The organism is Methanothermococcus jasoni, assembly GCF_049075655.1.
Classification (GTDB): Archaea; AGJL01; Methanococci; order Methanococcales; family Methanococcaceae; genus Methanofervidicoccus.
Map to the genome: position 1 here is coordinate 423,745 of NZ_CP157522.1, position 22,479 is coordinate 446,223.

Consider the following 22,479-nt stretch of genomic DNA (forward strand, 5'->3'; position numbering starts at 1 on the left):
TCAATATAAGAATAAATACCTAAAATTAATAAAGTAAATTAAAATATTAGAATCTTTCATTTAATTTTTCCACAGCTTTTTCGGTCCATAATGTCAATCTTCCAGCGTCTGCACCAGGTGCTATGTGCATTACTCCCAAGTCGTCAGCTGTGATTACATCTACACCAGGAAGATTTTTTGAAGCTTTAACAGCATCGCATAAACCGCTTACCACAACTAAAACACTTTTTGGTTTTCTGTATTTTCTTCCCCTTAATTTACCAATTCCAGCTCTAATTTTAATTCCATCCTTAGCTCTTTCAACGTCCTTGTCTAAACCTAAGTTCTTAAATGTTTCCAAAACTTCTTTTGTCTTTTTAAGGTTTTCAAATTCGTTATCTACGATTAATGGAACTGATGGAACTTCATCAATGATATGCCCTCTACTTTTTACGATTTCAGGATTTGCTGATGCAGCGATTGCACTCATTAATGCTTTCAATCTTTCTTTTCTGTTTATTCTTTCGTGGAGTATTTTCTCTACTTTTGGAGGGTGACATCTTCTTCCGCCTACTGCCTGAGGAACAAATGCCGCCTGTCCTTGTCCTGTTCTTCTAACTCTTGCTCTACCGTGTCCTTTACCTATTGATTTTGCAGAGGTTCTTTTTCCTGCCATTGGGTCTACGCCTTTTGGCTGTAATCTTGCAGTTAATGAGGATAAGAACGCCCTTTTAATCAAATCTGGTCTGTATTCTGTTTCAAATACCGCAGGTAATTCGGTTTCTCCCTTTTCAGAACCGTCCATGTTATAAACTTTAACCTTCATTATAACACCCATCCGTGTTTTTATTTATTTTTTAATTATTTAATTTCCTTGCTTGGACTCTTTACTTATGTATGTTATTTCTGGCAATCCAAACTTATCTTCTGGACATCTTATAGCTCCCCTTAATACAACCATTCTTTTTGCAGGTCCTTGAACTGAACCTTTAACTAAGACATAGTTGTTTTTAATTTCTCCATAGTGTAAATATCCACCTTTTGGAACTATTTCTTCTCCATTGTTTCCTATTTTTAAGATTCTCTTATTGTATTCTGTTCTTTGGTGGTATCCTACCTGACCAGCCATTGGGACTGTCCACATAACTCTCTTTGGTGTCCATGGACCGATGGAACCTGTGTGTCTTCCAACACCTTTGCTCTGGTGTTTTCCGAACTGTATTTTAATACCCCATCTTTTAACAGGTCCTTGGAATCCTTTACCTTTTGTGATTGCTATTGTGTCTATGAATTCACCGTCTGTAAATACATCATTTATTGATAATGTTTTACCAAGTATTTCCTTAGCGTATGCCAATCTTTCACTGATATCTTTTCCACCGATTCTTATCTCAATTATTTCTGGTTTTTTCTTTGGCAAGTTTGTGTTTTTTGGATTTGTGTGAACAATTGCTCTTACTTCTGCAATTTTGTCTGCCACTTCATCTAATTTCTCCACATTAGCTTTTGGCTCTTTTGGTGCGGTTATTTTTCTGTTTAATTCTTTGTCTAAGTTTTCAGCCCAAACTTCTGTTAATGTTTTTAAACCTTTTGTGGTCTTTTCATAAACTCTTATTCCAGCTACTGTAATATCAGGAGCTTCCAATACTGTAACTGGCGTGAATACATCCTGTTCTGCATTTGGGCTTTTAGGATTATTTTCTTTAATCAAAGCATGTGTTGTTCCTGCCTTATATACAGGGAATGCTTGAAGTCTAACTTTTTCATCCTTTGGCCATGACCTGATTTTTGGTACTGGTCTTTTTGCTCTTTTTCTTGGGCTAAATGCCAAAGAACCCCTACGAGGTCTATTTCTTTTCATACCCATCGTATAACCTCCTAATAAATTTGTTAATTTTAATATACTTAGATGATGGTTTAGTGCAATCTATAATTAAAAAATTATTTAACTGCTATTTGAATATAATTTAAAAAAACTAAACCTGTCAGTAGCATAAATGCCTTTTCAGGTTTTTCGACATGATGCCTTATTAGTGTTAAGTATTGTTATATATATACTTAACCCTTAGGCACTATTAAATAATTAAAAAGATATATCTTATTAAAATTGAATATTATATAAAGTTTTTGGTGATTGTATGAATAACACAGAATTAATTAAATATTTCGAAGAAAAAGACAATCTAAGAGAATCAATATTAAAATTTTCAAGAGAGATAGTGAGAGATTGTGCAATGAATATAAGACATATTCAAAAATTAGACAAAAATATTTCATTTGATGAGCTAACTGATAAGCTTAGAGAACTAAACGCAATGGTGGAAAACTATGACGATTTTAAAAAATACCTAAACACACCTCAGCAGGAATATGTGGAAGCTATTGTATTTTATAATATTGTTTTTAATAACAAATTTTTAGAATATTCTGAATTTAAGGAAAATGATGTAAAGCCAGAAAATTATATTCTCGGACTTTGCGATGTCATAGGTGAATTAAGACGGATGATTTTAGAGTCAATTAAAAACGACGATGTTGAAGATGCTGAAAAATATTATGGATTCATGGAAAAAATATATGATTTTATAATGAAATTTGATTATTACCACGTAATAGATAGTTTAAGGAGAAAACAGGATATATCTAGAAGTTTATTGGAAAAAACCAATGGTGATTTAGTTAATTTCATTGAAAATTTAAAATTAAGAAACGAAATTAAAAAATTAAAAAATGAATAAGTTCTATTTTTTATATTTTAATATATAAATCAATAAATATAATCTTCTAAAATAAAAAGTAGGATAGTGGGAATCCAGAAGAAGCCTTTAAAAATCTCAAAATTCACTTCGTGAATTTATACGATGCCGTAGGCAGTAATGAAATCCATGGATTTCATTTGATTTCTCGCTATCGCTCGAAAAGGATGCTATCCAAAGTCCAAACATCACTTCGTGATGTTTGGAGCCTAAAAATAGTGTATGTAAATTAATAGATATATCCTCCTAAAATAAAAAGTAGGGCAGCGGGGATTCGAACCCCGGACCACTCGGTTATCAGCCGAGCACTCTAACCAGGCTGAGCCACTGCCCTAATTGTCAATTTCACGAATTAAGAACGCAAGATGAAATAAGTTATTTTAGTATATAAACTTTTCTATAATCTAAAAATCCAAATTTATTTTAATGGTAAGATAATACCATTATATATCTAGGTTCTTTAAAACTTCTGGAATAACATTTATAATTTCTTCAATCTGCGTTCTTGGAGTAGCATTTAAATATTCTCCCAAATGCCTGTTTATTTTAGAACCTAATACGCAAGCTTCTTCTGTTTTATATCCGCAGTATGTGAGGGAAGATACAAGACCTGTAAGGGTATCTCCTGTTCCCCCAATGCACTCCATAGCTTCAATTTTTGGACTATTTATGGTATCCAAAATAATTCCATTTTTAACAATATAATCGGTTTCTCCCTTAACAAGTAGATATTCTGGCATGTTGTTTTTATACGCCATTTCTATAAGCTTTGGAACTTCTGTATTGTCAATTTCAGATATAAACCCCCTTACATACGCAGGATGCGAGCTCTTCTCATCTGCTAAAAAGGCGAGCTCCCCTACATCTGGAAGGAATAAATGAAACTTATTTCCAATACCTGCCGCCTTACCAGCATACATTCCGCCAGCATCTGCTATTATTTTTGGAGAAAAATCAATTTCTTTAATGCAGGATATTTTTGGTTTTATATAATGGATTACAAGTAAATCATCGTCAATATTTTTCAATTCTTCGTAAATTTTCAAACTTCCGCTTCCATCCCCAATATCTCCCGCAGTTATTACAGTGGGAGCTCCCTTATTAAAATATTCAAGTGTTTTAACTACTGCACCAATCAGAGCTCCTGTTCCCATGGATACTGGAAACTCCTTATTATTTACAATTAATTTACTGCCTTTTAATTCTGCCCTTCCTTTTGTCAGTTCCAATCCTTCAATGGGCATTGTTCCAGCTATTATCATTTTTCCACCGCCAATTCTTTTGCCTTTTCAAATGCCTTGTTTAGTGTGTATGCACATAATGTGTATCCCAATGTTTTTGGAGATTCCTCTTCCTTTATATCTTTAATATTTCTACCCCTCATTTTTAATGTGAGGTATGGAACATCAGGACATCCGCCGCCGGAGATATTTAAAATATTCCCTTCTTTATCTATTGTTATTTTCATATTTCCGCATCTAACCATTAAATAATCATCATCTAGCTTTTTTATCTTTACCAGTTCAAGTGGCTTTAATGAATAGTCGTTTAATGATATAAATTTTAAAGGTTCTATATTGTTTTCCCTTAACTCTCGTTTAATGCCCGTTTCTTCAACCAAATCATATTCAATTGCCAAATCACAACCTTCTCTAATTTCGGGAGGAGGAGCTACAACGGAAATATTATAATTTTTAAGAATTTTTTCTGATTTCATGGCATCTTTAACATTTTTAAATATGATTAGCCCATTTTTATCCATTTTTTCATTTTCTGCTTTATCATCTTTTTTAAAAATAGAAGCTATTTTTTTAAAAACCATGGTTTCACCATTAATTAAACAATAGAAAAGAAATGCAAGATTAGACCACAAATTTGTATAAATAATAACACCAGAATAAAATAGAATGTAAATAATATAGTTTATAAAAGTATTGCTTTAACTAATGGTGCAACATACATATGGAATATGACTGCCCCAACTGCAAGACCTAATACATATGTGATAGCAGTTTTATTCCCCTCAGCTGCCATAACATAGTTTCTTAATGGACATCCCCCTTGAATCACTGACAAGAATCCCACTCCAAATCCTCCAACACATGCCAATATTAAATGACCCACTACTGTTCCACTAGCTCCGAGAGGATCCCCCGGAATTGGAGTTAATAATCCTTTTTCTAACATCCACGGAAATGCTGAAATATGCCCCATAGCACTAAAAATGGCATATCCAATAAATGCACCAGCAATGGTCCCCAATAATCCTTTTAATAAATAGCTATCTTTTATGAGATAAAAATCCCTCATTCCACCAACAAAACACATTCTTGACCTTTGGAATAAGTAGCCCAACGCTATACCAAACAGCAATGTTCCTATTGCATGAATATACATAAAATCACCTTCTTTTAACTAAATATTGTCGTTATTTATACATTCTTCTTTAAATAAACTTCACTAGCCACTATAACTCCGATAAACATGGCCACTAAACTTATAAGTGCTATAATATCTCCGTAGGCAGTCCTAAGGGATTCCCTAACTGGACAACCACCCATTAATAGGGCAAATATAATCACTAAAACACCGAGAACAAAACCTAATATCGGACTGTGAGTTTGCTTTAATTTAAATTCCTTGTGAGCATTTGAAGCAATAAATGCACCTACGAATATACCAACAACAGTTAAAACAGGAGCATAATTTGAAGCGACTATTCCAGTAGCAGCGTCTTTAAACACAGGAGCCACAAACAATTTAGTATCGAATATGCCTATTTTATTTACTATCCAATTTACTAAATCTCTTGTATGGCAGGCTATACAAATACCATATGCAGGTGGTGCGGTTATCTTAAAAAACGCCTGCAATATTGCCGCAGAAAATCCCGCAGCTAAACCCGCCATCAATGGAGTTATTTTTTTCATACTTTCACCCATTAGATATTTTAATAACAATTTTATGGAATCTACACTTGTTTTTAGTATGTTTCATAATATATATATCTTACTTTTTAAAAAATTTAATAATAATAGTGGTTATTAGGTAATTTAATATAAAAAAACCATATATAATAATAAAAATTTTATATAATCAAATGAAAAAAGAAAAACACCATATAACAATACATGGGGGGCATTATGAAACTTACAGAGAAAAGAATTGTATATCTTTGTTTTACAGCAGTTTTGATGGGGGTTGCATTTTTACATTTTTATGAGCTCACACCAAAAACCAAAAAGATAGCGGATATTAACGAAGGGGATTATGTCAAGATTACGGGGATTATTCAGGACATGAAGGTAATAAAAGATGATTACGGATATATCCAAAAAATTAAATATATCAAAATAAGGGATGATTCCGGGGGAGATTTAAGGATATATGCATTTAAAGAAATAAATGAGGATTTAACTAATTATATCAAAAGCACAAATCCTACAATCAAAAAAGGGGATGTTGTTGAAGTAATTGGGACTATTAAAGTATATAATGGATTTTATGAGATAATTTTGGATGATATATCCAATTTTAAATTAATTGAAAAGAAAAATTTTAAGAGAGACATATATTTATCTCCAACCCCAACTAATATTTATGCTTCAAAATATGGAAAAACATACCATACAACTCAAAATTGTCCGTATGGAAACAAAATAAAGGAAGATAACAGAATTTATTTCTATTCTGAGGAGGATGCAAAAGAACTAGGTTATAAAAAATGTAAATGGTGTGGGGAATGAATCAGATGTTCAATATATTTAATTTATTTTTTTTATTTTTAGGATGTATTTGTGGAACTTTTACAGGATTACTTCCGGGAATTCATCCAAATACTCTCATACCAATTTCGTTCTTAATACTTCCATATATCGGTTCTCAAAATTATGTATGTTTTTTAATAGGCATGGTAATTACTCATTATTTTATAAATTATATACCTTCGGCATTCATTGGTGTTCCAGACGATGAAACTGCTGTCTCTGTCCTTCCATTGCACAACCTAACCTTAAAAGGATATGGATATGAAGGAGTAATATTATGCGGATTTGGTGGATTTGTTGGAATAATTATTTCATTGTTTGTATTGTTTTTATTATACTCTATAAACTTAGATTTACATGGAGCATACCAATCATTTAAGCCATTTATTCCTTATGTGTTAATTTCATTGTTATTTATCACAGTCATCTTTTCAAAAAACAGATTTTGGAGTATTGTTATTATAATTTTATCGGGTTTTTTCGGTATTGAAGCACTGTATAATCATCCGTCTATTAATAATATATTAACTGCAATATTTACAGGGATGTTCGGGATTCCCCTATTGTTGGAGAATTTAAAAACAGATAAAATAAATCATCAAATCATCACATTTCCTGATTTAAATCTGTCCATTTTAAAGTCCGCTTTTGCTGGAACCATTGGTGGATTTATAAGAATATTTTTACCTGCCATTGGCGGAGCTCAGATAAATTTCTTTTTAAGCAAACTCATAAGGGAGGACAATATAAAAAATTTCTTAGTGTCTCAGGGAGCAATTACACTTTCAAACGAGGTTTTTTCCATTCTTGCCCTTTTATTAATTGGATACGGAAGAAGCGGAACAGCTGTGGCAATAAAAAATCTATCAATTGATTTAAATTTTAATATTATTGTTTATATGCTAATAGTGACTGGGTTAGGATACGCCATTTTGTGCTTTATCTCAAAATATTTTTTAAGGTATATGTCATATATTAACTATGGAAAAATTTCATTTTATTTAATCCTATTCTGTAGTGCCGTTGTTTTTATATTAGGGTATTTTTCAAATTATTTATTTTACTACCTTGTAGTATATGTCGTATCAGCGTGTTTGGGAATATTATGTGTAAAATCTAGGGTAAATATGTCCTACATGATGAGTGTTCTTGTGTTTCCAACAGTTTTATATTATATTAGTTAATATTAGGATCTGACATACTCCCACGACTGAAGTCGTGGGGTTCTTTAGCAGGGTCTAACCCTACATGGGTTGCCAAGCCCACTACCCCTATCTCCGTTTAGGAGATTCAGGGCTACGCTACATGAAAATACTTTTTTTAAAATATTCAAAGCCCCGTTAATATCAGCATTCAACACAATCCCGCAATTACTGCATACATATAAACCCCTATACTTCCTATTACTCTTTTTAACCACACCACAATTACTACAAGTTTGAGAAGTATAAGATTCATTAACCTGTTCTACTGTTAATCCCCTTTCCTCTGCTTTATACTGTATCATACTTACTAACCTACCAAAAGGTATCTTGTGTATTTTCTCGTTGTTCTTTCTACCAATATCAATACTTGAAATGCCCTTGTTTAACTCACCAATGACAACCCTTGAAACTTTGTTATCCACTGCAAAATCGATAATCATCTTACTGACCTTATGAAGATAATCCTTAGTGTAGTTTTTCTCCTTTACTGTTAAGTGTGATAATCTTTTGTTATTCTTTAACTCCTGTTTTGTTAGTGCAGACTGTATTTTCCCCTTTGTTTTAGCAAACCATCGGAATTTAGAAATTAATCTCCTTCCATCGTAGATTACTGCACTGCCCGTGTTAGTTACTGCGGTCGCTAAATTCTTAATTCCTAAATCAATGCTCAGTATATTGCTTTCTTTAACTGGTTTTTGAATTACTGGTTTCTTATATATTAAATGAAGCATATAATAAGTTATACCATAGATTTTATGTGGAACTATTTCAACTTCTTTAACCTGCATGGTATCAAGCGGTAGAGTTTTCGATAACTCTACCCATAAGTACTTGGACTTGATACCATGCTTCTCTTTGAGATAGTTTTTAGTTTGTTTAGATAATGATAACCTTAACTTATTGCCTATGATTTTGAAACCTTGCTTCTTCCATTTTACTGGAAAATGCCCGTCTTTTGGTTGGTATCGTGGTCTTTTAGTGTGCTGTTTGAAAAAGTTATCCCATGCTATTGTGAGTCTTTGGCATACTGCCTGTGCTGACTGTGAGTGCAGGTTTTTAAACCAGAAGTTGTTCTTCATTTGAACATCTATTTTATTTGGTTTAATATTTCGTTGTATTACTTTATAATTGGATGTATTCCAGAGTTTTGATGCTGAGTAGGTTAAATGGTTTATGATTGTTAATTGTTCATTGGTTAGTTTTCTTGTTAGGTTTATTGTCAGCACTCTGGTTACTTGCATGGAATTCACCAAATTTATATATGCCATTATTCTAATTACACTCATATATTATGTAGTTGAGCATATAAAAAAATGATGTCCGCCTATCATCCAACGATTAAAATCGTTGGCTTTCTCGGCGGTTTATCGTAATTTTATTTACTTTCATATTATATCATGGTAATAATATTTAGCTGGTGAAAATATGGACTTTAAAATAATAGATAACGGCGTAATAGCACCAAAAGGATTTAAAGCAAATGGAGTTAAAGAAGGAAAATACGGTGTGGGCTTAATATATTCAGAAAAAGACTGCATAGCAGCTGCAACCTTTACAACAAATAAGGTTGTGGCACATCCCGTAAATCTATCAAAGGAAATTTTAAAAAATAATAGGGATAAAATAAGAGCAATTGTGGCAAACAGCGGTAATGCAAACTGCTTTACAAAAAATGGATACTACGATGCAAAGGAAATGATAAAAGAAACTGCAAAATTGCTAAATATTCCTGAAAACAGCATTTTAATAGCATCAACTGGAGTAATTGGAAGAAAGATGCCAATGGATATTATAAAAGACAGAATAAAAAATGCATACAATAGATTAACAGAAAAAAGCGATAATAACAATACAGCAAAGGCTATAATGACGACAGACAGATTTCCAAAAACCATTGCAGTAGAATTTGAAGTGAATGGAAAAACTGTAAAAATTGGAGGAATAGCAAAAGGAGCAGGTATGATAGCACCAGATATGCTACACGCAACGATGTTATGCTTTATTACAACAGATATAAAAATAAACAATAGCGATTTAACAAAATCCATTCAAAATGCAGTAGATAAATCATTTAACAACGCTGTTGTGGATGGGGACACCAGCACAAATGATACGGTGTTTGTTCTTGCAAACGGTGAAAGTGGAGTTGAATATAAAGAATGTGCCGAGCTCTTCGATAATGCATTAACATACATATGCATAGAACTGGCAAAGATGATGGTAATGGATGGAGAGGGAAGCACCAAGCTCATGGAAGTTTGTGTAAAGGGCTGTGCATCAGAGGAAGATGCAATAAAAGCATCAAAGTCTGTTGTTAGGTCTTTGCTTGTAAAAACTGCACTTTATGGGGAGGACCCAAACTGGGGAAGAATCACAGCCGCAGTTGGATACAGCGGTGTAGAGATGGATATGGATAAAATGGATGTGTTAATTTCCGATTTTGAAAAAGAGGTTTATCTTGTTAAAGATGGTATCCCAATTGCCGACGAGGGAACAAAAGAGTTAGAGCTCGCAGAGGATATTATGAAAAATGACAAAATAAAGATAGTCGTTGATTTAAAGATTGGAAATTATGAAAACACTTCCTATGGTTGTGATTTAGGGCATGACTATGTGCAACTGAATTCAGAATATACCACATAATTTATTTTTATTTATATGCTTTTTTCTATTGCTTTTATTTGTTATTTTTTAATATTTTTTTAATATATTAAATTATAGATTTGAATATTTAAAATAATATCAATTAACTTTTTTAATAACTTACTACTATCTATTTTAAAAATATTTAACCACGGTGAATTTATGATAATTTTTGGATTATTCGGTAAAACAGGATGTGGAAAAACAGAAATTTTACAGGAATTAAAAAAATACCATCCTGTTGTAGATATTGAAGAATGTGGAAACACGAGAGGAAGCGTATTGGGTGATTTATACCACCTAAAACAGCATTCGCAAGAGGAATTTGAAAAACTATTAAAGAAACAGCAAGAAAAAGCAGAAGAAAAGGGCTACTGCATCGTAGAATTTGAAGGACGGAAAATAGGTGGAACAGAAAAACTAAATATTCCTGAACCATTTTCCAACCTGAAATACTACAATTACAGTATAATAATAGAATGCCCCTATGAATGCCAAATACAGCGACTTTTAAAATACTACCTTCCAAAAAACAGTATGGAAAAAGAAATTCTTATTTCAAAATTCAAAACCCTTAAAACACTTTTAACTAGGCCTGAAAAATTGGAGGCGTTGGATAATATACTAGAACTAATTGAAAAGGATGATTATTACAGTGCCGCAGTAGTTATTGAGGAAAAACTATACCGAGAACACTATATGAGGTCTATTAAAAAAGTTAAACCTGATTTAGTGATTTACAATGAAGACATGGGCAAATCCGTTGAAATAATAAACAATTTTGTCAATGAAAAATTAAAGAAATGTGGTATAATCAGATAATTTAAATAAATTAATTAAATAGATAACTCAATATAAACCATATAAATAAATTTAAAGGGATATAATGGACGAAGAAATACTTTCAAGATTATTAACATTTAAAAATGATGTAATATTAGTAATACAATTAAAAGACGGAAGAAAAATGATAACTGATGGTAAAAAAATACTTGCTGGAAAAATAAGCGGAGAGCTCGCATCATTTATTTTAAATTACTCAAAAAATATTGACTCCCCAACTGTTGTAGAGTATAATGACGAGCTCCTATATTTTGAACCTATCGACATTAAAAAATATCTGAGCTCCATAGGAAAAGAGCTTATAGATGAGCTCATCACCATTTCGGAATTTGAAGAGATGGATAAGGATAATATTATAATTGTAGATGCAAGAGCTCCGAGAGAATATGCTGAAAAAACAATTCCTAATGCCATAAATATTCCGCTGTTTTTAGACGGAGAACATGAATTAATAGGGAAAACCTATAAAAAAGAGGGAAAAGATAAAGCAATGACTCTTGCATCAGATATCATCGGAGAAGGAATAAAAAGGATAACTAAAACAGCAGTTAAACTTGATAGAAACAAGACAGTTGTTGTATTTTGTGCAAGAGGTGGGATGAGAAGTCAGGCCATTGCCACAATCTTTAAATTATTGGGCTTTAAAGTTAAACGATTGGTCGGCGGATTTAAGAGCTATAATTTAAATAAAAGTTAATGAGAAAATAATAAATTAAATTATATCTTTTTAATTTTTTCAAAAGGTATTGCTCCCTCTCTTATGAGCTCTACATTATCATCCACTATTTTAATTATTGTAGATGGAGTTTTATATTTACATGTCCCAGTATCAATTATTAAATCCACTTTTTCCTTCAATTCTTCGCTTATTTCATCAGCAGAGGTTGGAGATTCTTCCCCGCTTAAATTTGCACTTGTTGCAGTTAATGGGATTATGGATAATTCCCTTATTATTTTGCTATCTGGAATCCTTATTCCAATATAATCCTTTGAAACAATATCTGGTATTATATCTTTTTTCTTCAATATTATTGTCAGAGCTCCGGGTAAAAACTTATCAATTATTTTTTTGGAGATGTCATTTGTATATGCATATTTTTCAATATCCTCTTTGTCCTTTAAAAATATTGAAATAGGTTTATTTGGGTCTCTTTTTTTCAATTCATAAACCTTTTTAACTGCATTTTCATCTAATGCATTTGCACATAGCCCGTAAAGAGTATCTGTCCCGCAAATGATTATTTTTCCATCTAAAATCATCTTTTTAATGCTTTCTATTTCCTTTTTAATTTTTTCATTTAACTCTTTATCCCCTTCCAAGTCATTCAATTTTACTATCTTCATAATATCACTTAATCACAGCGTCTTTTAATGCTTCTGCACAATAACAACTTTTTTCATAGTCGTAATGTATAAAATCCTCAACTATTTTTAAAATTCTTTCTTCCATTTCCCTTATTGTATCAAAAACCTCACTAACTGTTAATTTATGCTTGGATATGCCTGTGCAGTAGTTAGATACTGAACATAATGATGCATAACATATTCCGAGCTCCCTTGCAAGAACAACCTCGGGGTATCCAGTCATTCCAACAACATCCCCCACAGTTTTATAAAAGTTTATCTCTGCCTTTGTTTCAAACCTTGGTCCTTCTGTGCATACATACACCCCCTCGTTATATTCGTAGTCTCTTTTGTTCAGCATGTCCTTCAAAATATTTATCATCTCTGGACAGTAAGGCTCTGAAACATCTATATGGACTACTACACCATCTTCTCCATCGTAAAATGTGCATTCCCTTGCCTTTGTAAATTCTATAAAATCATTTGGAACAAAAAATGTTCCCGGTTTTACATGTTCCTTCAATGAGCCAACAGAATTTATTGCCAAAATTCTATCAACACCGAGCTCCTTCAACGCGTATAAATTTGCCCGATAGTTTATCTTATGTGGTGGGGTGTTGTGTTTTAATCCATGCCTAAACAGCAAAACTGTATCATTTTCATCATCTATTAAAACCTTTGATTTTCCGTATTTTGTGTTTATTATTTTCTCTTCGCCTTTGTTTAATATGGATGATACTCCGGTTCCTCCAATTATTCCTATCAAAATACCACCTACTATTTTTATTTAATATAATGTAAATATATTGACATTCGTATCTATTATTTTATTATTGACTATATTATCCATTATATCTATCAAATATGATTTATTAAACACAATTCATAAATACAAATAATATCTAATGAATTAAAGGAATATATAATACTGGTGATGATTTAAATGTTAAGTAAATTATTTGGTCGTGTAGTTTCTGGAAAAGGCGAAGGAAGATACTATATGTCCCTATTGCCTTACAAAGAAAAATTTAAAAATATTCTTGGATATGAACCTTATGAAGGCACTTTAAATATTAAATTAGGGCATGAAATAGATTTAAATCAGTTAAAACCAATAGAAGTGGATGATTTTTATTATAAAAATAATAAATACTATGGGGTTAAAATAATACCCGTAAAAATATGCACAAAAGACTATTGTGTAAAAGGTGCCATCGTATATCCAAAAAAAACCGAACATCCCAATAATATAATAGAGATAATAGCACCTATTAAATTGAGAAAGTATTTATTTTTAAAAAACAATGATATTATTATGATTACATTAAACGGTGAAAAAAATGAATAATAACATAGAAAAAGCTATTAATGATTTAAAAAATGGAAAAATAATATTAATTTACGATAGCGACGATAGGGAAGGGGAAACTGATATGGTGGTTGCCTCTGAAAAAATCACACCTGCACACATAAGAACCATGAGAAAAGATGGTGGTGGATTAATTTGCACGGCAATCCATCCAGATTTTTGTAAATCAATAGGTATTCCATTTATGGTGGATGTTCTTGATTACGCCTCTGAAAAATTCCCAGTATTAAAGGAGCTCTATCCAAATGACATACCTTATGATGAAAAATCATCATTCTCTATCACAATAAATCATAGAGAAACCTTTACAGGTATTACCGATAATGACAGAGCTCACACCATAAAGAAATTTGCGGAGCTCTGTAATGAAAAAAGATTCGGTGATTTTGGAAAAGAGTTCAGAGCTCCGGGACATGTGGTTCTATTGAGGGCTGCCGAAGGACTTGTAAAAAATAGAAAAGGACATACGGAGATGACCGTTGCACTTGCTGAGATGGCAGGATTAACCCCAATCACCACAATTTGCGAGATGATGGGGGACGATGGAAATGCCATGAGTAAAAGCGAAACAAAAAAATATGCTGAAAAAAATAATTTAGTTTATTTAAGTGGTGAAGAGTTGATAAACTACTATCTTGAACACATTGAAGAAAAATAAAATATTAATAAATAATAATTATAGAATTTTTATTTTCATTACTTTATTTTTATATAATCCCTTTTAAATGATTATTTGGTGAAATTATGACTATAAAAGTTGGTATAGCAGACACCACTTTTGCAAGGGTAGATATGGCATCTGCTGCAATAAAGAAATTAAATGAAATGACTTCCAAAATAAAAATAATTAGATACACGGTTCCGGGAATGAAAGACCTTCCAGTAGCATGTAAAAAACTCATTGAAGAAGAGGGATGCGAAATAACTATGGCACTTGGAATGCCCGGGGGAAAAGATAAAGACAAAGTTTGTGCCCATGAAGCTTCCCAAGGGCTTATGATGGCACAGCTCATGACAAATAAACACATAATTGAAGTTTTTGTTCATGAAGATGAAGCTAAGGATGAGAAGGAGCTCGAATGGTTAGCAAAGAGAAGGGCAGAAGAACATGCTGAAAATGTTTATTATTTATTATTCAACCGGAAGTTCTTGGAGAAAAATGCTGGAAAAGGATTAAGGCAGGGTTTCGAAGATGTTGGAGCCGCAAGGGAATAACAACTAAATAATTAATAAAATACTCTGCAATTGAATAGTGAAGTACCCCTTCCTTACGGAAGGGGCTTCCTGCATCATCCATCTCTTAACAGAGCATGTCAGACAGGCTCACCCCCGCCTTCCGCAGGTGCGTAGTGTATTTATAATCCAATTAGGTTCTGTCTGTCCAAAGCAAACTTTTTAATATTAACCGCCGCATTAACATCCCTATCATGCTCAGTATTGCAGACAGGACACTTCCAAACTCTATTCTTTAAGTCCAAATTACCATTATAATACCCACAAACAGAGCATATTTTACTGGAAGGTTCAAACCTACCTATTTTTATTATGGTCTTTCCAAACTTCTCAGCTTTATACATTAGTTTAGATACAAAAGAAGACCATGCTACATCAAGAATTGATTGGGCTAAATTGTGATTCTTAACCATTCCTTTAACATTCAAATCTTCCAACGCTATGGCTTGGTTTTCCGTGCAAATCAAAGATTTGCAGGACACAAAAATCTTCGATTTTTGCTGTCGCCAATTAATTTAAAAGAGAGTTTGTGTTGGAAGTCATTCCTTTGATTAGTAATTTTCTCATGTAATTTAGCAAGTTTTAACCTTGCTTTCTCTCGGTTTTTAGAACCTTTTTGTTTTCTTGAAAGTCTTTTTTGTAATACTTTTAACCTCTGCAAACTCTTTTTGAGATGCTTTGGATTATCTATTTTCTCACCGTTTGATAATATGCAAAAGTGAGTAATACCTAAATCGATACCTATTGTGGTTTCCTCATTGAATGGTTGTTTTTTAGGAATTGGTTTTCCATCCTCTACTATAATACTTATGAAGTATTTACCTGTTGGAGTTTTTGAGATTGTTACTGTTCTCATTTCCCCTTCGAATTTCCTGTGGAGTTTAGCTTTAACCCATCCTATTTTGGGTAGAAATACTTTGTTATTCTCCCAGTCCAGTTTATAATGTTGGGGAATTTGGAAGGATTGTCTGGGATGTTTTTTGGATTTGAATCTTGGGAAGGATGATTTCCTTCTGAAAAAGTTGGTAAATGCCCTCTCCAAGTTCAGAGTTGCCCCCTGCAATGATTGGGAGTTTATTTCTTTTAACCATGGGAATTCTTTTTTTAGTGTTGTTATGGTTTTGTTTAGTTGGAATCGTGATATTGCCTTGCCTGTTTGTTCGTAAGATTGGATTTTAAGATTTAATGCCCAATTATAGATGAATCTACATGCTCCAATGTGTTTGTGGATTAGTGTTTTTTGTTCTTTGTTAGGGTGTAATCTGAACTTGTATGCTGTTAGCATTTTATCACGATGTATTATTTATGTTAAGTATTTTAGTTGCTGTATTATTTATAATTTTTGGTCAGCTCTCATCCCGCCCTTACGAACGGGGGATGTCTGAGCGGAGCGAAGACATTTTAAAATCACCAACTTTGTTGGTGAGTAATGGAGCTCTGCTCCATCTGAACCGCAGGTTTTTATAAACTTCTCGCCGACATTAGATAAATAAAATAACTATCATTATTATTTATTTACTATATTTTATTAATTTCATGTTGCTTCCCCAAAAACAGGCATGAAATGGATAAAAATCATTTCCTTTGCCGTTGCCATCTACTCGGTATACTGGAATATTCTGTTTTTCGGTTATTTTAGCCAGTAAATTATTTACTTGATTAATCCTTTGATTATAAAGTTTTTTATTGATTCCACTATTACCACCCCATGCCTTGATGATATGGTCGCTTTCTTTCACCAATGATTTGATATATCTATCATTTTCCAAACCTACCACATAATCCAAGCCATATGTCATTAGGGCATTATTCACATCCTTTGCATCTGTGGCACGGTATGCAAATATGTTTAAAATATTTAAATACGCCACATCGTGGAATTTTTCATAAACATATTTTTCCACCCTCCTTATTGTATTATCTGCCTTTTTCTCGTCTGCTGATGAAGGATTTTTTAAAATTACAGTCATTGTATTTTTGTAATTTTCCCTATCTTTATATTTCATTTCCAAAGTATATCGGTATATCCTGTCTTCCGAAAATACTGCATTTATATTTTTGACATCTATAGCTTCAAAATGTTTAACCTGCCTACCTATTCTGGGGCTCATATTTTACCCTTTTTGTAGTTATTATATAGATATACTTAATTCGGGTTAATTCCTATTATTAACCCTTCAACTGTCGATATATTTGTTTTTATTATAATGTTTTTTGTCTCATTTATATTAATTGCATTAAATTTGAACCAATAGATATTTCCATAAATTCCATTCTCATTATAATCCCCACTTATATTTATTACATTTATACCATTAGGTTTATCCCAATAAACATAAACATTTTGTGTATTGTTGTATAATATTAGAGATACATTATAACCTTCATTTGTCAACTCTATTGATGCCTTCAAATTACAATATCTTAAAATTTCATAATCTGGTCCAAATTCTGATGTCCCAATATTTGGAAGCGTTGCCGTTGCAGTAACTAATGCTCCATTTTTAATCATTTTTCCAGATACATCTATTATCCCCTCAAAGTTTCCACTCTTATCTGCTGTGAGAGCTCCCAAATATATCCAGCCCTCACCATAGTAGTTGGATAAAACACTTCCATCCGATGATATATCATTACCCATTAGATTATCTCCACCGATTAAGTTCGTTACAAGATAAATTTCCACTGTTGCATATGCAAATCCCGAAGAGCTCCCTTGTGTTTCGTTGCCTATAAACCCTCTTATGTGTAGATGAGTTCCGTCAAAGTAAGCACGAGTTATAACTGGATAATCAATACCATAGTTGGGTTGTGATGAATTGAATTGTCCGTCGTTGAGGGTTATATAATCATTGAGGAAATCAATTGCTATCTTTCCAGAGTTAATGATTGAGTTCTTTGTTATGACTATATTCTTTGCACAAGGATTATCTTCTTTATAATGGGACATTACTATGGCAGAGCCCTTTGCATTTCTTATGAGGTTGTATCTTATTATTACATCTTTTGTATATTCCCCCAAGCTTATCGCCGTCGAATTTCGTGTATCATATGTAATAATTGTATTATCTTCGACTATCAAGTTAAAAACATTGGCGCTTCTTGTTTCAATGCATGCCCATCCAATTGTATCAATATCCCGTGGCTTATTGCCGCCGCATATATAGTTGTGGTTTATAACTCCTGAAATAGTACTATATGAACCAAACATAATACTTGGAGTCCAATAACTCCAGATGATATTCTCTTCAATCAGTATGTTTTCCAATTCGCCATCACGACCTAAAAGTATTGGATGGTTTCTTGATAATAAGTTGTGTATTATTTTCAAATCACTGCAATTTGCAGGATCCCTACTGTCAATTGCTACCCATGAATTGGAAATGAATGTTCCATTTGGATATGCATTAAGAATTGTATTTTTTATGGTTATATTTTGTCCCCCAACCAAGATTGCTGCTCCAGTATCATCGCTCCAATCGCTAAATTCTCCACCATATATGCTAATATTAAGTACCTTGGAGTTATTTGCACAAACTTTGAGAACATTTGTATCAACATTATTTCCATCTATTGCCAACTCAACTCTCTTTATTGCTGTGATTGTGTATTCGTCTCCACTATCAGGAATTGCATCTTGGCCAATTCCAACTCTTGTTTCCGAATATGCATCTCCGGGGTTATCATCCCTTACAGTTCCATTTGGATAATAAGCAGTTCCATCTATTATTGTATAGTCATCGGTTATATATGGCAGAGCTCCGATTGTTTTATTTATCTTTATAGTCCACCATACTCCATTTATATCTTGACCATTTGGATGAACCATTGGAACAAATTTCATATAATTTGCTCCTTGGATTGCATTTGCATTGATTATAAACTGTCTTAGTGTTCCTTGTGCATATCTTGAATTTGTTGTATTATCAGCATCGTCGTCCCTTGTGTTAACAATTACATCAAAACTATATCCAAAATCAATAGATTCCCCTTTGTAATTTGACGTATTTACTACAATATAATGCTCACAAATCCCATCGCTCCAATCATCTGACTGTGAGGCATTCTGTCCCCCGAATTTTTGAATTATTGCCCAATTTGTTCCATTCCATTCTGTTTGATACGTTTCTTCTGCCCAAATATCATTTATCGTATATCCATTATTTAGCCCCCTTGTTGTATTAACTGTTTTCGAATTTACAACTACAAAGTAAATTCCATTTCCATTGAATGTAAAGTTATAGTTTCCTGTTGAGTTGGTTGAGGTATTATATAACCATAAATCATTAGCATCTGGCTTATTGTTTCCATTCGAATCCTTAACTAAACTTACATTTACATTGGGGATTGGCACATCGGAAGAATCATTAACTCCCAATATTCCAAAATCCTCATATATTGTTCCGTTTAGGATTATTCCCCCAACTTGAATTTTAGTAATATTTATAATATTTGTAAGATTATTTTTTAAACTAATATTTACGGTGTAATCGCCTCCATTATATGCAACTATTGTAAAATTTATTTCCTTTGTTTCATTTGGAGAAATACAATTAATTATTTTAGATGTATAATTACATTCTAATTCATTTGGCAATTCAACTGATACATTTGAATTATTTAAATTATAATTTTCCGTATTTTTTATATAAATTGTTAAATTGAAAGTTTCCCCGACATTAACAGTTTTATTATATGCATAAACATTTATATTTTTTGTATTTTGTTGAATTTCGTATTCATCACTCGTCATATATATTGGATTTGTTGCTCCAATCCGGTATAAGTTTCTATTTGAATAACGTATTTTTCCAATAGAGTCATTAAATGTATTATTTGTCTCGGTTATTATGATTTTATAGATTCCACATATATTCGAATTTACACTTATAGTTTCCCAAATGTTATTGCCTGTCAGAATATTGTTATAATATAATGTTCCGTTTGGATAATAAATACTAACATTTAAATTGTCACCATCATAAATAGCAAATTTAAAATTTCCATCTGATTTAACATAATACGATTCGTTACATAATTTATTCGTGTTATATCCCAACATATAAATGAACGGACTTACTAAAAACTTTTCTCTGTTTATAATTGTCATATTGGTAAATGAAAGCAGCTTATTTGAAACTTTTAATCTATAATAATCCCCACGTGGATATGTACATGTTGTGTATATTTTAAACTTCCACCATCCATAAATACCATTGGTGTTAATTGTAAAGTTGTCCCAAGTGTTTGTAAATCCCCTCGTAGAACCTATCGTAGAGTGGTATGTTCCATAATTCGTCCCATTGGGATAATATACATCTAATTTTATCGAATCCATATCTTCAATAGATATAGTAAATGATGATCTACCATAAGGAACTAGTGTTTTATACCAGTGTTCGAGTATTTTATTTCCACTATTGTCTTTTAATCCCACAGTTGCTATATTTGATTCATCAAATCCAACCTGCCCAAGACCTCCATCGTCCACTATAACTCCATTGGTTTTTCCATCATCATCCCCGAGAGCTCCATCTTCAAGTGTATATATAATTGTAGTCCTATATTTCCTCATAGGTATGTTGTACCATTTCAATGTATTTGGATTGAATTTATGATAACCTATTTTTCTATCCTCTGCTGAAAATTTTGGGTAAGTTATTTTAACCTTGACTTTATACCCTTTTGGAATATCAGTAATTTTAAATTTAATTAAATTATATGGTAAGTTGACATTGCTTTTAATGGGAATATTGTCTTTATCAACAAAATACAAATAATCAAATTTTCCTTTATCAATTTTTACGGTAAGGTTATATAATCCATTTCCTTTTGAATCATATATGTGTAAAATTCCAGTTTTATTACCATCCATAAATTCTGTTTTTACATTAAATTTTGGAATATAGAGTTTAAATGAGCCTGTAATTTTTCCACTTTCTTTTTTACATTTATCGGTTCCCCCATCTTTTAAGAATATAACAACATGCTTTCTATCCTTTAAAATTGTGTAATTTATTGGAGTTAATTTTCCACTAACATTCTCCCAATAATATATATACATGCCTTGTGGAATTTCAAAAGGTAATTCAATAGTTAGATTAACAGCGCGACTCCCTGAAAGATTATTAATTTCAAAGAAAACATTATCGTTAATATCAATGTCGAATTTTTTAAATTTTCCCTGATTTATATAAAAGTTGAATGGCAGATTATTATAAATAACTGTTTTTTTATCAGTATAATTTTTTGTAGTGATTCCCATATACGGCAAATATATTGTTTTATTCAACGTCTCGTTATTGAATTTTGAATAAAGAACAATCGTGGTGTTTAGCAATAATGGATATATAATATATTCCGAATTATCCAATTTTTTTATAGATATATCTACTTTTTTGTTTAACATTGTTGTTGCTGTGAGCTCACCATTTGTAGATATTTTCAACTTATAATTTTCAATAGATATGTTTAAATAATGTTTTTCCTTTGGTTTGGTGTAATTTAAAAATATCGTTTTATTTAGTGTTTCATTGCTAAATTTAGAATAAATTATAATTGTATTGTTCAATATTAATGGATAAACTCGATATAAATCATATCCAATTTCTACTATATTTGTCGATATATTTATAGAATCATATATAACATGTAATTTTCCATTAGTTTTTATTTTTAACGAATTGTTTTCATATTTTGTAATTAAATATGGTTTATCTGTTCTTGTGATAGAAGTATGGTTTAAACTACAATTTAAGAATACAGTCTTACTAAGTATTTTATTTCCACCATATTTGGAGCAAATATTTATTGGAACATTTAATACTACGGGATGTACCACATATTCATTACTATCTATTTTTATAAATTCCAAAGGTATATCATTCTTTATAGATTGATGATTTTGTGGTGGGGAGATATATCCAAAAGGTTCCCCATCTGTTTTTATTGTTATTTTATAACCTTCAATTTTAACATCTAAATAATTATTATTCGTTGAGTTTGTATTTTTAGTTTTGGTGGAATTATTTGTTTTATTGGTCGTTGTTAATTTAAAGTCATTGTCGCTTTCTGATTTATCTATATTATCAGTCAGACTTTCCGAGTTGTTACTAATATATATATCTGTTTGATTATATACCATAGTTCCATTTGATTGAGTTATTAGCTTATTGGACTCATTAAAATCATTTATACTATTATTTATGGCACTTATGTGACATGTGATATTTGAAAAATTTACTTCACCACCAATAACGGAGTTTAAAAATACCATGCCAAAAACAACAATTACCAATATTATTTTTAAGTTAATCATATACAACACCATGCATGCCATT

The 22,479-nt window shown here is 31.8% G+C and carries 21 protein-coding genes, 1 tRNA gene and 1 pseudogene; 10 read left to right on the forward strand and 13 right to left on the reverse strand.

Features of this window, described 5'->3' with window-relative positions:
* Positions 1-46: 46 nt before the first annotated feature.
* Together rpl4p and Mjas_RS02170 are read right to left on the reverse strand one after the other, a co-directional pair.
* On the reverse strand, positions 47-805 hold the full coding sequence (gene rpl4p, locus Mjas_RS02165) for a 50S ribosomal protein L4 (protein WP_421078158.1): 759 nt from the start codon (positions 803-805) through the stop codon (positions 47-49).
* 39 nt (positions 806-844) lie between these two features.
* The gene (locus Mjas_RS02170) at positions 845-1,846 is read right to left on the reverse strand and encodes a 50S ribosomal protein L3 (protein WP_421078159.1); all 1,002 of its coding nucleotides are present in this window, start codon (positions 1,844-1,846) and stop codon (positions 845-847) included.
* 271 nt (positions 1,847-2,117) lie between these two features.
* Here Mjas_RS02170 and Mjas_RS02175 point away from each other — a divergent pair, with 271 nt between their 5' ends.
* Positions 2,118-2,717 (forward strand): haloacid dehalogenase, encoded by a 600-nt coding sequence (locus Mjas_RS02175; RefSeq protein WP_421078160.1) that lies wholly within the window; start codon positions 2,118-2,120, stop codon positions 2,715-2,717.
* A gap of 277 nt (positions 2,718-2,994) precedes the next feature.
* On the opposite strand, the gene Mjas_RS02180 is transcribed toward Mjas_RS02175, so the two are convergent.
* From Mjas_RS02180 to Mjas_RS02200, 5 genes are all read right to left on the reverse strand, one after another.
* Positions 2,995-3,069, reverse strand: a tRNA-Ile gene (locus Mjas_RS02180).
* A 109-nt stretch (positions 3,070-3,178) separates the two neighbouring features.
* Positions 3,179-3,997, reverse strand: coding sequence for an NAD(P)H-hydrate dehydratase (locus Mjas_RS02185; RefSeq protein WP_421078161.1), 819 nt, complete (start codon positions 3,995-3,997; stop codon positions 3,179-3,181).
* Positions 3,994-4,557, reverse strand: coding sequence for a DUF3343 domain-containing protein (locus Mjas_RS02190; RefSeq protein WP_421078162.1), 564 nt, complete (start codon positions 4,555-4,557; stop codon positions 3,994-3,996). Before Mjas_RS02190 ends, Mjas_RS02185 begins: the two co-directional genes overlap by 4 nt.
* A 101-nt stretch (positions 4,558-4,658) precedes the next feature.
* Positions 4,659-5,132, reverse strand: a complete 474-nt coding sequence (locus Mjas_RS02195) for a YeeE/YedE thiosulfate transporter family protein (RefSeq protein WP_421078163.1) — start codon at positions 5,130-5,132, stop codon at positions 4,659-4,661.
* A gap of 35 nt (positions 5,133-5,167) precedes the next feature.
* Positions 5,168-5,665: a YeeE/YedE thiosulfate transporter family protein gene (locus Mjas_RS02200; protein ID WP_421078164.1), complete on the reverse strand. Its 498-nt coding sequence runs from the start codon at positions 5,663-5,665 to the stop codon at positions 5,168-5,170.
* A gap of 213 nt (positions 5,666-5,878) precedes the next feature.
* Between Mjas_RS02200 and Mjas_RS02205 the strand changes: the two genes are divergently transcribed.
* Both Mjas_RS02205 and Mjas_RS02210 read left to right on the forward strand, forming a co-directional pair.
* On the forward strand, positions 5,879-6,481 hold the full coding sequence (locus Mjas_RS02205) for an OB-fold nucleic acid binding domain-containing protein (protein WP_421078165.1): 603 nt from the start codon (positions 5,879-5,881) through the stop codon (positions 6,479-6,481).
* A gap of 14 nt (positions 6,482-6,495) precedes the next feature.
* Entirely contained in the window at positions 6,496-7,686 is a 1,191-nt protein-coding gene (locus Mjas_RS02210; RefSeq protein WP_421078553.1) for a tripartite tricarboxylate transporter permease, read from the forward strand.
* Positions 7,687-7,730: 44 nt separating this feature from the next.
* Here Mjas_RS02210 and Mjas_RS02215 read toward each other — a convergent pair whose 3' ends face one another.
* Positions 7,731-8,948: an RNA-guided endonuclease InsQ/TnpB family protein gene (locus Mjas_RS02215; protein WP_421078166.1), complete on the reverse strand. Its 1,218-nt coding sequence runs from the start codon at positions 8,946-8,948 to the stop codon at positions 7,731-7,733.
* 184 nt (positions 8,949-9,132) lie between these two features.
* On the opposite strand from Mjas_RS02215, the gene argJ reads away from it, so the two are divergent.
* The 3 genes from argJ to Mjas_RS02230 all read left to right on the forward strand — a co-directional run bounded on the left by argJ (position 9,133) and on the right by Mjas_RS02230 (position 11,890).
* Positions 9,133-10,350 carry a bifunctional ornithine acetyltransferase/N-acetylglutamate synthase gene (argJ, locus tag Mjas_RS02220; RefSeq protein WP_421078167.1) on the forward strand — a complete coding sequence of 406 codons (1,218 nt, stop codon included), beginning with the start codon at positions 9,133-9,135 and terminating at the stop codon, positions 10,348-10,350.
* 162 nt (positions 10,351-10,512) lie between these two features.
* Positions 10,513-11,172 carry a selenouridine synthase SelU-like subunit gene (locus tag Mjas_RS02225; RefSeq protein ID WP_421078168.1) on the forward strand — a complete coding sequence of 220 codons (660 nt, stop codon included), beginning with the start codon at positions 10,513-10,515 and terminating at the stop codon, positions 11,170-11,172.
* 64 nt (positions 11,173-11,236) lie between these two features.
* Entirely contained in the window at positions 11,237-11,890 is a 654-nt protein-coding gene (locus Mjas_RS02230) for a selenouridine synthase SelU-like subunit (protein ID WP_421078169.1), read from the forward strand.
* 20 nt (positions 11,891-11,910) lie between these two features.
* On the opposite strand, the gene Mjas_RS02235 is transcribed toward Mjas_RS02230, so the two are convergent.
* Positions 11,911-12,537 carry an L-threonylcarbamoyladenylate synthase gene (locus Mjas_RS02235; RefSeq protein WP_421078170.1) on the reverse strand — a complete coding sequence of 209 codons (627 nt, stop codon included), beginning with the start codon at positions 12,535-12,537 and terminating at the stop codon, positions 11,911-11,913.
* Positions 12,538-12,541: 4 nt separating this feature from the next.
* Positions 12,542-13,303 carry an MTAP family purine nucleoside phosphorylase gene (locus Mjas_RS02240; protein WP_421078171.1) on the reverse strand — a complete coding sequence of 254 codons (762 nt, stop codon included), beginning with the start codon at positions 13,301-13,303 and terminating at the stop codon, positions 12,542-12,544.
* 177 nt (positions 13,304-13,480) lie between these two features.
* Between Mjas_RS02240 and ribK the strand changes: the two genes are divergently transcribed.
* The 3 genes from ribK (at position 13,481) to ribC (ending at position 15,121) form a co-directional block, all read left to right on the forward strand.
* Complete coding sequence (ribK, locus tag Mjas_RS02245) at positions 13,481-13,885, forward strand: CTP-dependent riboflavin kinase (protein WP_421078172.1); 405 nt, start codon at positions 13,481-13,483, stop codon at positions 13,883-13,885.
* On the forward strand, positions 13,878-14,564 hold the full coding sequence (gene ribB, locus Mjas_RS02250) for a 3,4-dihydroxy-2-butanone-4-phosphate synthase (protein ID WP_421078173.1): 687 nt from the start codon (positions 13,878-13,880) through the stop codon (positions 14,562-14,564). The genes ribK and ribB overlap by 8 nt, the downstream gene beginning before the upstream one ends.
* 86 nt (positions 14,565-14,650) lie before the next feature.
* Positions 14,651-15,121 (forward strand): riboflavin synthase, encoded by a 471-nt coding sequence (gene ribC, locus Mjas_RS02255; protein WP_421078174.1) that lies wholly within the window; start codon positions 14,651-14,653, stop codon positions 15,119-15,121.
* A 140-nt stretch (positions 15,122-15,261) separates the two neighbouring features.
* On the opposite strand, the pseudogene tnpB reads toward ribC, so the two are convergent.
* Positions 15,262-16,424: pseudogene (gene tnpB / locus Mjas_RS02260) on the reverse strand (IS200/IS605 family element RNA-guided endonuclease TnpB).
* On the opposite strand from tnpB, the gene Mjas_RS02265 reads away from it, so the two are divergent.
* Positions 16,412-16,606, forward strand: a complete 195-nt coding sequence (locus tag Mjas_RS02265; RefSeq protein WP_421078175.1) for a hypothetical protein — start codon at positions 16,412-16,414, stop codon at positions 16,604-16,606. The pseudogene tnpB and the gene Mjas_RS02265 overlap by 13 nt on opposite strands.
* A 44-nt stretch (positions 16,607-16,650) precedes the next feature.
* Here Mjas_RS02265 and Mjas_RS02270 read toward each other — a convergent pair whose 3' ends face one another.
* Positions 16,651-17,250 (reverse strand): DUF1643 domain-containing protein, encoded by a 600-nt coding sequence (locus Mjas_RS02270; protein ID WP_421078176.1) that lies wholly within the window; start codon positions 17,248-17,250, stop codon positions 16,651-16,653.
* A gap of 35 nt (positions 17,251-17,285) precedes the next feature.
* Entirely contained in the window at positions 17,286-22,457 is a 5,172-nt protein-coding gene (locus Mjas_RS02275; protein WP_421078177.1) for a choice-of-anchor U domain-containing protein, read from the reverse strand.
* Positions 22,458-22,479: the final 22 nt, after the last annotated feature.